The sequence below is a fragment of the Pseudomonas sp. RA_35y_Pfl2_P32 genome (assembly GCF_963970735.1).
Taxonomy (GTDB): domain Bacteria; phylum Pseudomonadota; class Gammaproteobacteria; order Pseudomonadales; family Pseudomonadaceae; genus Aquipseudomonas.
The window spans coordinates 123,341-136,220 of the sequence record NZ_CAXAQF010000011.1 but is presented as its reverse complement, the minus strand read 5'-3'; the positions used below and the strand labels follow the sequence as shown (position 1 = coordinate 136,220).

Annotated in this window: 11 protein-coding genes; 1 reads left to right on the top strand and 10 read right to left on the bottom strand. The window is 60.9% G+C overall.

The window, feature by feature from the left end:
• Nucleotides 1-162 precede the first annotated feature (162 nt).
• Complete coding sequence (locus tag AACY45_RS13160) at nucleotides 163-1,233, bottom strand: SDR family oxidoreductase (RefSeq protein ID WP_339545881.1); 1,071 nt, start codon at nucleotides 1,231-1,233, stop codon at nucleotides 163-165.
• Between the two features lie 74 nt (nucleotides 1,234-1,307).
• Between AACY45_RS13160 and AACY45_RS13155 the strand changes: the two genes are divergently transcribed.
• Complete coding sequence (locus tag AACY45_RS13155) at nucleotides 1,308-1,697, top strand: MerR family transcriptional regulator (RefSeq protein ID WP_339545880.1); 390 nt, start codon at nucleotides 1,308-1,310, stop codon at nucleotides 1,695-1,697.
• Between the two features lie 352 nt (nucleotides 1,698-2,049).
• Here the strand turns inward: AACY45_RS13155 and AACY45_RS13145 are convergent, their stop codons facing one another.
• From AACY45_RS13145 to AACY45_RS13105, 9 genes are all read right to left on the bottom strand, one after another.
• Nucleotides 2,050-2,802 carry a TonB-dependent siderophore receptor gene (locus tag AACY45_RS13145; protein WP_339545879.1) on the bottom strand — a complete coding sequence of 251 codons (753 nt, stop codon included), beginning with the start codon at nucleotides 2,800-2,802 and terminating at the stop codon, nucleotides 2,050-2,052.
• A 339-nt stretch (nucleotides 2,803-3,141) separates the two neighbouring features.
• Nucleotides 3,142-3,522 (bottom strand): hypothetical protein, encoded by a 381-nt coding sequence (locus tag AACY45_RS13140; RefSeq protein WP_339545878.1) that lies wholly within the window; start codon nucleotides 3,520-3,522, stop codon nucleotides 3,142-3,144.
• A 156-nt stretch (nucleotides 3,523-3,678) separates the two neighbouring features.
• On the bottom strand, nucleotides 3,679-5,097 hold the full coding sequence (locus tag AACY45_RS13135) for an aldehyde dehydrogenase family protein (protein ID WP_339545877.1): 1,419 nt from the start codon (nucleotides 5,095-5,097) through the stop codon (nucleotides 3,679-3,681).
• 14 nt (nucleotides 5,098-5,111) lie between these two features.
• A complete protein-coding gene (locus tag AACY45_RS13130; RefSeq protein ID WP_339545876.1) occupies nucleotides 5,112-6,437 on the bottom strand; it encodes an aminotransferase class III-fold pyridoxal phosphate-dependent enzyme in 1,326 nt (441 codons plus the stop codon).
• On the bottom strand, nucleotides 6,434-7,951 hold the full coding sequence (locus AACY45_RS13125; RefSeq protein ID WP_339545875.1) for a serine hydrolase domain-containing protein: 1,518 nt from the start codon (nucleotides 7,949-7,951) through the stop codon (nucleotides 6,434-6,436). Before AACY45_RS13125 ends, AACY45_RS13130 begins: the two co-directional genes overlap by 4 nt.
• A gap of 67 nt (nucleotides 7,952-8,018) precedes the next feature.
• The gene (locus tag AACY45_RS13120; protein WP_339545874.1) at nucleotides 8,019-9,299 is read right to left on the bottom strand and encodes an OprD family porin; all 1,281 of its coding nucleotides are present in this window, start codon (nucleotides 9,297-9,299) and stop codon (nucleotides 8,019-8,021) included.
• Nucleotides 9,300-9,430: 131 nt separating this feature from the next.
• Complete coding sequence (locus AACY45_RS13115; protein WP_339545873.1) at nucleotides 9,431-11,062, bottom strand: ABC transporter ATP-binding protein; 1,632 nt, start codon at nucleotides 11,060-11,062, stop codon at nucleotides 9,431-9,433.
• Between the two features lie 2 nt (nucleotides 11,063-11,064).
• On the bottom strand, nucleotides 11,065-11,934 hold the full coding sequence (locus AACY45_RS13110; protein WP_339545872.1) for an ABC transporter permease: 870 nt from the start codon (nucleotides 11,932-11,934) through the stop codon (nucleotides 11,065-11,067).
• Nucleotides 11,931-12,872, bottom strand: coding sequence for an ABC transporter permease (locus AACY45_RS13105; protein ID WP_339545871.1), 942 nt, complete (start codon nucleotides 12,870-12,872; stop codon nucleotides 11,931-11,933). Before AACY45_RS13105 ends, AACY45_RS13110 begins: the two co-directional genes overlap by 4 nt.
• Between the last annotated feature and the right edge of the window lie 8 nt (nucleotides 12,873-12,880).

The following is a 12,880-nucleotide window of genomic DNA, read 5'->3' as shown; positions in this document are numbered from 1 at the left end:
GATGACGATCCCTGTCGCTGAATGGTCGTTCGATAGAATGCCGCCCTGCATCGACGGCGCAAAGTTTGAGGATACGAAGATCCCACCAACCCTAGTATTTATAGGGGCATAAGCTGCGGTTGAGTGTTAGTTAAACATACCCCAAGGGAGCAGTCAGAGCGCCTAACCCTTGGCTATGCAATACGAGTTGACGAACGTTGCCGTGTGCTGCAAAGACTGACGTATATCCGGCTTGGCTACTCCATGCCTGTTGGCGAATTGCTCGACCGCCACGGTATCAAAACGAGTGGTCTGGATAAAGTCCAAGGCTTCGGGTTTTGTATTCAAAAACCGCGCGACGGGAGGAATACTCAGCAGCAACTTCAGCAATCGGAGTGAAATGTAATGCTTGGGAGACTTTAAGCCCAAAGGTTGTGCCACCTGTACCAGGAGTTCTCGCAAGTTGGGCGTTTGGTCATCCAGCGCCAGCAGTTCCTGGCCCACCATGGCAGGGTCAAAAGCACACACCGCCACCAGCTCAACCAGGTAATCCACGGTGACCAGTGGCAGCCAGTGCTGGGCGGTACCGGGCACTGCAGTCAGCTTTCCCCGCACCAGGTTGCGTATCAGCTCTACCAGCGGCTGACCGTCAAGGATATGCCCCGTGCGGCTGTGGCCACACACCGTCGCCGGGTGGACAACCGTCATCTCCCCGCCCTTGGCGGACATGACCTCCAGGGTCGCAAAATGCGCCTCCAGCTTGCTCCCCTCGTAACCACCGACTTGTCGGTAGACGGCAGACCAATTCGTCAACTGCGGATAACGAGGATCAATTCCGATGCGTTGCAGATGTTCATGATTTTTCAGCATGTAGCCGCCGATCATCACTAACCGGCTTTGTTGCTCAGCCGCCAACAGCGCCACGCGCTTTGCCCCTTCCACATTCACCGCACGAGCATGCTCCACTGAAAGCCCCCAGGCGAAGTGGGCGCCTAGGTGGAATATGACTTTGGCGTGCCTTAGCACTTCTCGGTCAGTAAGACTCAGCCCGAGGTTGTCCCGCTCCAGATCGCCAGCGACGGCAAATACCCGGGTTGCGCACCCTCCCAAACTATCGACTTGCTCGCGCAGTGCAGCCAGTCGCTCTGGGCGACGCATCAACACCCGAATCGTGTGACCTTTTGCACTCAGGTTCGCCACCAAATGTTGACCGATGAAGCCGGTCCCCCCCGTGACAAAGCACTCCACGCTCATTTCCCTGTTCCTTGTTTAAGATGAGAAATCAAGCGTAAACTATCGACCCAACTCTACAGTCAAGCGGTGTTTTCATGAAAATCGGCGAACTCGAGGCCCGCAGCGGCGCCAGCCGCCATACGCTGCGTTACTACGAACAAATCGGCCTGATCTCACCGCTGCGGGGAACTAACAACTATCGCGTTTACACAACGCAAACGCTGCAGGACCTGGACTTTATCCGGCGCGCGCAAAGCATGGGGTTTGCCCTGGGGGAAATAGGCGAGATTCTGGATGCGCAGCGAAACAAGCTGATCGATTGTGCTGACGGCGCGAAGCTAATTGAAAAGAAGATGGCAGAAATCAAACAGAAAATCGCCAACCTCCAAAGCATTTATCGGTATCTGGATGAAGAGCGTGCAAACCTCGAAGCCAGTGCTGCCAGGCAACTTGAGCTTCAACAGTTGAACACCGCTTCCATTTGACGATACGGGCCGTAAGCTGACGGTGTCGAACGTCCGCTTGTGGCCGATGCTGTAAGGGAATCAAAACACTCAGCGCCCTGTGAATCAGCGCTCCCCATCGGCAATCAATTACATGGGCAGGCAATCAGCAATATCACCGTCCCATGCGCTTACGCCATAGCGCATGCGGACGAAAGCGAAGACCAACCCCTCAACCAGCGTGAACAGTCGCATTGGCCAGCCAATCCGGGTCACGAACGCTGCCCATGGTAGACGGCCCCAAGCGAAGATTCTTTAAAGCAGAAAAAACAAATCCGCACCCAGTCATGGATGCGGATTTCATCGCCTCGACCCCCTAAGGCCCGGCGTCTCGTCAGAACGCGTACTTCGCCGTGACCGTAACGTTACGCGGATCGCCAAACACGTCGTAAGGACTCCAGGTCGAGTTGCTGGCAATGCCCTGGTAGTACTTCTTGTCGAAGACGTTGTTGATGTTCAACTGAGTGTCCAGGTGTTTGCTGACTTGGTAGCCGGTCATCAGCCCGACCAAGGCGTAGGCATCCTGTTGGATATGGAAGTTGCTGAACACGTTGCTGTCGAACAGGGTGCCCTCCTTGCTCTTGTCCGCATCTTTTTCGTACTTGGCCTGGGCGAAGGTGTAGCCGGCCCCCACTTGCCAGTTGGGTGTCACTGCGCCGTTGATCTCCAGTTCGAGGCCCTGGCTGCGGACCTTGCCGGCGGCTTCATAACATCCGTAGCTGCCGACGGGGATGACCCGGCACAGGCTGGCGTCGGCCACTTGCGCCGCACGGTTGAGCTGGTCGATCTGGAACAACGAAGCACTGGCATTCAGCGCGCCGCCGAAGTATTCGCCCTTGATGCCCACTTCGTAGTTTTCACCGGTGATCGGCTTGATTCCGTCACCGTCACCGTCGCCATTCTTCTCCGTCTGGGGCTGGAAGATGTCGGTGTAGCTGGCATAGACCGAGGTGTAGTACTGGTCGTTGGTCTGGTCATAGATCGAGGTGGCGTCGTACCAGTCCAGGCGTGCGCCGAGAATGACTTTCAGCGGGTCGACGAGGTTCCAGCGAGTGGCCAGGTAGCAACGGCGAATGGCACTGGCCATGTACTTCTCCACCGAGCTAAGACTGATCGCCAGGCGCGAGGTTGACGCAACTCCTGCAACCGTTCCGGCTTGCCGAGGACATGAATGAACGTGTCGTGGGCCAGGTCGGCAGCGCAGGCGCTTGCGCAACCAGTCCAGCAACCAGGCGTGATGATCGATGTACAGCGCGCGGATATCGGCGTGAGGGGCAGAAGGAGTGGCTGGCGACGACAAGGAAAGCCTTCGCACGATAACTCAGTGCATTTGAGAACTAATCGCATCTTAATGTAGGTGGGGGGTGCGCAGCAAGCTGAGACTGGGGCGAACCGTCGCAGCGTTCGTCGACTGGGCGCCAGCTTGCTATTGCTCAGGCGCTTGCCTGAATTCCTCCCGGGTAGGCATCGTCCAGTCCGCAGTTGTTCTTTCATAGGCCGAGTCATCACGCAGAGAGCCATCGTAGGTGAACGCCAGCCAGTAAAATCCAAATGCGGTTGCGGCCAACGCGGCCCGGCCCATGGAATTCGCATCTTTGGATAGCCCACCTGGCCCCAGCGCGACCCAGCCGCCGCGACAGTACGCAAAGACTGCCTGGATAAGCCATCCGTGCACCAACAGCGCGCCAAAGAAATTCGGCCCGTCCCCGGTAAAACGCACAAAGGCGTTGACCAGCGCGGCGGTGACCATCAACGCCAGCAACCAGTACCGATAGCGTCTCAAGAATGCCAAGACGTTGCTTTCCATTCCCATAAGACTCTATCCCTTCTACCGGTGGCCTGGTCTTGCCATTTAACCATATCGGCTCTTGAAGCAGCGGGCGCGGCAAAGCCATGGTCCAGCACAATGGAAAACCCAAGCAAGTAGGTTAAGACATCGCCCCCTTTGCACACGCCCAAACCGTCAGTACCCGAACAACGACTTGCTCTCCAGGTACTCGTCAAACCCCTGCTCACCCCACTCACGTCCATTGCCCGACTGTTTATATCCGCCAAACGGTGCGGCCTGGTCAGCACGAGCGCCGTTGATGTGGACCATCCCGGTACGCAGTTGGCGGGCCACCTCGCGGCTGCGCGCAAGACTTGCCGAGGTGACGTAACCCGACAAACCATAAGGGCTGTCGTTGGCAATGGCTATCGCCTCGGCTTCGCTGTCGTACGGCATGATCGCCAGGACCGGACCGAAGATTTCTTCACGTGCCACCCGCATATCCGGGGTAACGTCAGCAAATATTGTCGGTTGCACGTAGTAGCCGCGCTCAATCCCTTGCGGCCGGCCCAGCCCTCCGGCAACCAACCGCGAACCCTCGGAAATTGCCTGCGCGATCATGGCCTGTACACCCTCGAATTGCTGGGCGTTCGCCACCGGGCCGATGGCTGACGCCGGGTTACTGTCGTCGAAGCACACCTGCGCCAGCACGTCCCTGGCGATATCAATCACCGCCTGTTGCTGGGCGCGGGGCACCAGCAGGCGCGTCGGCGCATTGCACGACTGGCCACTGTTGCGGATACATCCCAAGACCCCGTGCCGCACCGCGCTGGGCAGGACGGCATCGTCCAGCAGGATATTCGCCGATTTGCCGCCCAGTTCCTGGGACACACGCTTGACCGTATCGGCCGCCGCCTTCGCTACCGCAATGCCCGCGCGGGTCGAGCCGGTAAAGGACACCATATCCACGTCGGCATGGCGTGTCAGCGCGGTACCCACGCCAGGGCCGTCGCCATTGACCAGGTTGAACACGCCTTGCGGCACCCCGGCCTCATGCAGGATTTGCGCGAGGATAAACGCCGACAGCGGCGCGCGCTCACTCGGTTTGAGGACCACGGTGCAGCCCACCGCGAGGGCGGGCGCGAGCTTGCAGGTGAGTTGATTGAGCGGCCAGTTCCAGGGCGTGATCAGGGCGCATACGCCGATGGGCTCGCGCACCACCAGCGTATTGCCCAGGCGCCGTTCGAAGCGGTACTCGCGCAACACTTGCAGCGCCTGCGTCAGATGGCCCAGCCCCGCCGGCACATGGGCGCTGCGAGCCAGGGACAGCGGCGCGCCCATCTCCAGGTGCACCGCTTCGATCAACGCTTCGCTGTGGCGTTTGTAGACTTCGATAATGCGCTGCAGCAGGCCGATACGCGCTTCAAGCGAACTCGCGGCAAACGCCGGAAACGCCTGGCGGGCCGCACTGACTGCACGGTCTACATCCTGCGCGTCACCCATGATAATGCGCGCCACCGCCTGCTCGGTGGACGGGTTCACTACTGTTTCGACGGTTTCGCCATGGGGTTTGACCCAGGCGCCGTCGATGTAGAACTCAACCAAATCGGACATGCCATCGACTCCCATCAGGCAACCAGTTTCAACGCGTGCGCCAAGGTGTCGAACACCTGGGCGATCTCCTGCGGGCTGATCACCAACGGCGGGGAAATCACGATGGTGTCGCCCGAGCCGCGCACCAGGACGCCGTGCTCGAAGCACCACTGCGCCACTTCGCTGCCGCGTGCGCCGGCGGCACCGGGGCGCGGTTCGAGTTCGACGGCGCACAGCAAACCGATGGTGCGTACGTCGAGCACCGGGCCAACACCCCGCAGCGCCAGCGCGGCTGACTGCCAGAGCCCGCTGACCGCGTTGACGTGTCGATTGATGCCCAATTCACGATGCAACTCGATGGTTGCCAACCCGGCCGCGCACGCCAGTGGATGCGCCGAATAGGTGTAGCCGTGCATCAGTTCGATGACATTGGTTGGCCCGGCCATGAACGCTTCATACACTGCGCCGCTGACCAGCACACCGCCCATAGGTACGGCGCCGTTGGTCAAGCCTTTAGCCGTGGTGATCAGATCCGGTGTCACGCCGAAGGCTTGAGCGGCGAAGCTGGCCCCGACACGGCCAAAGCCGGTAATCACTTCGTCAAAAATCAATAGCACACCGTGCCGAGTGCAAATATCGCGCAGGCGTTGCAAGTACCCCTGGGGCGGCGGGTAGACACCGCCGGAGCCTGTCACCGGTTCAACGATCACGGCGGCCACGGTACTCGGGTCCTGGATATCCAGCAGTTGTGACAGTGCATCGGCGTAACTGGCACCCTGCTGTGGCTGCCCCGCACTGAAACGCATCTGTGCATCATAGGGCAGCGGCAGGTGTGACACCTCCCCCAGCAGCGGGCCAAACTCACGCTTCTGCCGGCCAATACCCGACACCGACAGCCCGCCAAAGCCCATGCCGTGGTAACCCTTGGCACGCCCGATGAACTTGGTACGGCGGCTGTCGCCGCGGGCCTGGTGATAGGCCCGGGCAATTTTCAGCGAGGTGTCGACCGCCTCGGAGCCTGAGTTAGTGAAGAACACGTGCTCGATACCGACCGGGCTGATCTCGATCAATCGCTCGGCCATCTCCAAGGCGTGGGGATGGCTCATCTTGAATGAGGAGACAAAGTCCAGGCGCCCCGCCGCTTCGCGAATGGCTTCGACGATTTTTGCCTGGCCATGACCGGCGTTGACGCACCACAACCCTGCCATCGCGTCGAGTACCCGCCGCCCATCGGTGGTGGTGTAGTGCATGCCGTCGGCGCTGGCGAACATCATCGGTTGCTGCTGGAACTGACGCATCGGGGTAAACGGTGCCCAGAACGCGCCGGACCGGGAACCTGATGGATTGGACAGATCGTTCATAGCGACTCCTGCAAAGTGCTGGTTGGGTGGCCGGTCAGCGTCGGGCGCTGCAACGGGCCAGCGTTAACGTTGACGCGGCGGTCCACAGTCAAGGTGCCGCGCTCGATGCGGCAAGTGACGTGGTCACAAAAGGCGGTTTCGACAAATTGCCAGGTCATGCTCAATGCGCCCTCCTCGGTCCAGCGCGCCTGCGCCACCACCGGGGTGATTTGTGGCTGGTATTGGTGATGTAAATAGTGCCCGGTCATGCTGGTCTGGCTTTCGATACCGTCGGCCAGCCCGGCGCGGATGCAGTGAGTGCCCCGCGGGTCGGAGAGGTAAAAGTCGCAATGGTCGGGGCCGAACGTCAGGCGTATTTCGCTGACCTGATCTTCATTGGTCTCCATCACAAACGTACCGCTGAACTGCGCCTGACGCGGCGAGACCGAAGCGCCTGTCATCGCCGGCCGCCGCTGGTTGACCAACTGCGCGGCAAGATCGGCATCTGCCGTACTGTCGCCAGGCATGCCCAACGCCGGTAACAGGTGCTCCCACAGCAGGCTATGCAGGCGCCTTTCCCCCAATGGCAGCCCGGCGGTAAACGCAATGACCGCGTTGTGTTGCGGCAGCACGATGCACTGCTGGCCAAACACCCCGGAGGCGTAATAACCGCCATGCAGGGTCATCCACCACTGGTAGCCATAACCCTCGCGACGCGTCACGGCCCCATTGCTGGACTCGTCACGACCCAGGTAGCGCTTGCCATCGAAGGCGCCCATCCACACATCGTCGACGTGCCCGCGCGTCGCTTCGGCCACCCACTCTTTGGACAGTAACTGCTGCCCCTCCCAGTTACCTTGCTGCAAGTGCAGCACGCCGAACTTGAGCAAGTCCTCGGTGCTGCAACTCAAGCCATTGCCGCCCGTGTTGAAGCCGCCCGGGGCCAAGTCCCACTCGATGCGACCCATGCCCATGGGTTGGAACAAACGTGTATTGCACAATTCGAACGCCGTTTGGCCGCTGACCACGCTGACAATGGCCGAGAGCATGAAGCTCGACGCGCTGCTGTAGATAAAGTGCTGCCCTGGCAGGTCTTCAACCGGCTCATTGAGGAACAACTTCACCCAACTTTCACTGCGCCCCCGCCAGGCACCGCCAGAAATACCCTGGCGATGGCCGGTGCGCATGGTCAGCAAATCGCCCACGGTCATGGCTGCCAGGTTTGCGCTGACAGGTGTCGGGCAATCGGCGGCGAAAAAATCCACCACCTTGGCGTCCAGCGACAGCACGCCGTCATCGACCAATAGCCCAATGGCCATGGACACCCAGCTCTTGGTTGCCGAATGCTGGACGTGGAGTCGGTCGGCACGGTACGGCGCCCAAAATGCTTCGGCCAGTACCGCACCGTCGCGGTACAGCATGAAACTGTGCAACTCCAGGCCCGCAGCGTTCACCGCATCGATGAAATCACTCACGCCACGCGCCGATACGCGTTGTTGACTGGGCGATGCCCGCCGCAACGGCAAACTCGTCATCTGATCTATCCCCTCATTTCCATTGCCAGGGCGTGCAACAGGCTGCCCCTGCTGCACGCCGTCACTGCTACCAGAGCGCCACGGTGTAGCCGACGATCACTCGGTTTTCATTGGTGTCACGGGCGAAGTTGCTGGTGGCGCTAGCGTTCTGCCAACGCAGCGACACGTCCTTGAACGTGCCGCTCTGCACGACATAGCCGAGGCTGAAATCGCGCTCCCACTCGCGCCCTTCGCCGTCGAAGCCGATCACCTTGGCGTTGTCGCCTTTGGCATAACGCGTCGAGAACAGCAGGCCGGGAATGCCCAGCGTGGCGAAGTCATAGTCATAGCGGGCGTGCCAGACGCGCTCGCCGGTCTGGGAGAAGTTCGCCAATTGGTACTCGGTGAAGAGGTACGTGTTGGTGCCGTCGACATAAGTGAACGGCGTCGAACCGTACTGCTCCTGGTAACCGCCACTGAGGTTGTGGCCATAGAGGCCATAGCCCACACGCGTACTCAACGCGCGGTTATCGACTTTGCCGGCCAGCCCTGCGGCATCCTCGCTGGCGTCGAAGTAGCGGATGTCGGTCTTGAACGTGCCGGGCCCCCACTTGAAGCTGTTTTTCAAGCCCAGGTAGTGCTGTTGGTACAGGCTCTCCAATTGCGCGTACTGGTAGGTGGCGACGGTGGTCGGGGTCAGCTTGTATTCACCGCCGGCGTAGCGGAACTCATCGCTTTTAGCGCTGCTTTTGTAGGCGCCGTACTGGCTGGTGAGGCCCATGTCCTCATAATTGGTCGAATCGCGCTGCTTGACCTGATCCAGTTGGCCCACGGTCAGGGTCAGTTGGTCGATGTCCTTGGAGGTCAGCGCGGTACCGCTGAAACTCTGCGGGAACAGACGACTGAGGTTCGGTTGCAGGGTGGGCAGGTCAGGCACCATATAGCCCACGCGCAGCTCGCTTTGCGCCAGGCGCGCCTTGCCGGTGACGCCGAGCTTGGAGTAGTTGTCGTGGGCACGACGGGCATAGCTGGGGGCGCCCGGCTCGGCGACGCTTGAGCGGGACAACAGCCCGGTGCCCGAGTTGTCCGGGCTCGAATCGAGCTTCATCCCGAACATGCCGACTGCGTCGAGGCCAAAACCGACGGTGCCTTCGGTAAAACCCGATTGGACGTTGAGGGTGAACCCCTGTGCCCACTCGGCGCGCTTGCTCTGGCCGCTGGACTCGCGATAGTCGCGGTTGAAGTAATAGTTCTTCAGTTCAAGCGCAGCCTTGCTGTCGGCGATGAAGTCAGCCTGGGCAAACAAGGGCATGAAACCGGCGCCCATGACACTGGCACTGGCGACAACTTTGTTGAAGCGGATATTCATGTGTAGGTTCCTGGCAGACAGGTTGAGTGGGTTTGTTTTTGTTTTCTTCGGCCATGGCTTCGCCTGCTTCGCCAATCAGCGATTGGCGAAGGGTGGGTTGGCAAAGCAAAGGCCTGGGGGTGTTGCAGTTCCTAAATCACGCTGGCACGAAGGCGATAACTGCCATCCGCACGTTTCTCCAAGGGACTGGCCGCCGCGAGCAGCCGGCGGGTGTAAGGGTGTTGTGGGGTGTCGAAAATCCTGTCACGGGGGCCCATTTCAACCACCTCGCCCTGGCTCATCACTGCCACGCGATGGGCGATGCGCTCCACTGCCGACAGGTCGTGGGAGATGAACAGGCAGGCGAACCCGTATTGGCGTTGCAGGCGCTCGAACAACTCAAGAATCTGCTTTTGAATGGTCATGTCCAATGCCGATATCGGCTCGTCGGCAATCACCAGTTTGGGCCTTCTGACCAGCGCTCGGCCAATCGCCACGCGCTGACGCTGACCACCCGAGAGTTGATGGGCAAAGCGCTCACGGAACTGCTCGGGCAGGCCCACATCGAGCAGAGTGTCGGTGACCCGTTGGCGTTTTTGCGCAGCCGTCAGCCCCGTTTCATGGCGCAGCGGTTCGGCGATGATCTGGCCCACGGTCATGCGCGGATCGAGGGATGAATACGGGTCCTGGAAAATCATCTGGCATTGCAGGCGATGCGCACGGTTGGCGGCCTTGAGGATATCCACGCCCTGGAACAGGATCGCCCCGGCGCATGGCGTGACCAACCCGACCACGGCACGGCCGAGGGTGGTCTTGCCCGAACCACTGCCACCGACCAAGGCCAGGGTCTCGCCCGGTGCGATGCTCAGGTTCACCGAATGCACCACCCGCTTGGGCACGCTGCGCCCCCAGAAGCTGCGCGGCCCTGGATGTTCGATGCACACATCCTGAACCTGCAACAACGCGCTATCGGCAGTTGGCAATGGCACCAGCACGCCGCGCCGTGGCAGAGCTTCAAGCAACTGCCGGGTGTAGTCGGCCTTCGGCGCGAACAGGATGTCTTCGATACGGCCCTGCTCCACCGCCTTGCCCGCACGCATCACCACCACCTTGTGGGCATAACGGGCCACCAGGGACAGGTCATGGCTGATGAACAGAATGGCAGTGCCCTGCTCGCGAGTCAGCTCCAGCATCAACTCGATCACGTCCAGTTGTGCCAGGCAATCGAGTGCCGTGGTCGGCTCGTCAGCAATCAACAGCGCCGGGCGCAGCAGCATCACCGAGGCGAGCATGATGCGTTGGCGCATGCCGCCGGAAAACTGGTGCGGGTAGGATGCCAGGCATTTGTCGGCGTCCTGGATGCCGATGCGCTGCAGCATATCGCTGCAACGCTGGCGGATCGTCGCGGCGTCCAGTTCGGTATGCAGCTTGAGCGCCTCGCTCATCTGCCGGCCAATGGTCAGCGCAGGGTTGAGCGAGACCATCGGTTCCTGGAACACCATGCCAATCCGCGCACCGCGTACCTCACGCATCGCCCTGGCATTGCCGGTGTCCAACGGTTCGCCCTGGAAGGTGATTCGCCCCCCGCACACGTTCATCGGGGCTGGCAGCAAGCCAATGGCCGCGCGTGCAGCCATGGTCTTGCCACTGCCGGACTCGCCCACCAGTGCAACGATTTCCCCGGGAGCCATGGTGAAGCTGAAGTCGTCGACGGCCAGCGGACCCTCTGAACCGACACGAATCTGTAGATTTTCAACGGCCAGTAGTGGCACTGAAACGCTCATGCTCATTTCCTCATGCGCGGGTCGAGACGATCGCGCAAGGCATCGCCGAACAGATTGATCGCCAGCAACGTCAGGCTGATAAAGATGCCCGGGAAGATCCCCAGCCACGGTGCCGTCGAGATGTAAGTGCGGCTTGCCGAGAGCATGCTGCCCCAGGTGGCAGCCGGCGGTGGCACGCCCAGGCCAAGGAAGCTCAGTGCGCTCTCCGAGAGCAAGGCCCAGCCGAACATGCTGGTGGCCAACACACACAACGGCGCCAGGCAGTTGGGGGTGATGTGGCGGAACATGGTGTACAACTCGGAGTTGCCGATCACCCGTGAGGCCTCGATGAACTCCAGCTCACGCAACGACAGCACGCTGCCACGCACCACCCGAACCACCGAGGGGGTGTAGGCGATGCCCAGCGCGAGCACGATTCCGTATTGGCTGGCACCCACGATCGCCATGATGCCCAGGGCCATGAGGATGCCGGGAAACGCCAGCAGCGCATCGTTGAGCATCATCAGCACGCGGTCGGTCCAGCCGCGCAGGTAACCGGCGAGCATGCCGATCACCGTGCCGCAGATAACCGCCACGCTCACCGAGAGCAGGCTGATCCACAGGCTGGTGCGAGCACCGATGATCAAGCGGCTGAACACATCCCGGCCGAACTCGTCGGTGCCCAGCCAGTGCGCAGCGCTCGGCGCATGCAGACGCGCCAACAGGTCCAGCTTGAGCGGGTCATAAGGTGTCCACACCACGCCCAGCAACGCCAGCAATACCAGTACCGCGAGTAAGCTGCCGCCGATCAAGGCATTCAACGGCGGGTAACGCCAGCTCCGTCGAGGCTGGGTATCCAGCCCGCTCGGCAAGGCAGGAGTCTTGAGGTTCATAGCTTCACCCTTGGATCGAACAGCGGATACAGCAGATCCACCAACAGGTTGACCAACACGTAGATGCAGGTGATCAGCAGCAGGCAACCCTGCAGCACCGGATAGTCGCGGGAGAAGATCGCATCGACCATCAACCGACCGATGCCGGGCAAGGTGAACACGGTTTCCAGCACTGCAATGCCACCGAGTAAATTGCCCAGGATCAGGCCTATCAGGGTCCAGGTCGGCGCAAATGCATTGCGCAGGGCGTGATTCCACAGCACCGCGCCCTCTGACAATCCCTTGGCCCGCGCATGGGCGATGTACTCCAGGCGCAACACTTCAATGGTGCTGGCCCGTGCCATCCGCGCAATGGCGCCGAACTCCACCAGGGTCAGGGTAATGATCGGTAGCACCACATAGGTCACCGCCTTCATGGGGTCGCTGGCGAAGCCAACGTAACCGATCACCGGCAACCAGCCCAACTGAATGCCGAACACATACAGCAGCAACAAGCCCAGCCAGAAGCTTGGCACCGACAACAGCAAGGTCGCCGTCGCCACCAGGCCCAGGTCCATCGCGCTGTTTTGCTTCCAGGCCGCGAGCAAGCCCACCGGTACCGCGAGCAGGGTCGCCAGCAACACCGCGACGAGCACCACCGTGGCGCTGACGCTGAAACGCTCGACCAGCAACTCCAAGACCGGCTGGCGGCTGCTGATGGACACCCCAAGGTCGCCACTGAGCACCGACTTGATCCAGATCAGGTACTGGGTCAGCACCGAGTGGTCCAGCCCCAGGCTGCTGCGCATGTCGGCGAGGCTTTGTGGGTCGGCCATGTCGCCCAGCATCAGCAACGCTGGGTCGCCGGGAATCAGGCGGATCAAGGCAAAAACAATCACCGAGATCAGCAGCAGGGTCGGCACCGCCATGCCGAGCCTGTGCAATATGAATCGAAACATAGTGGTAC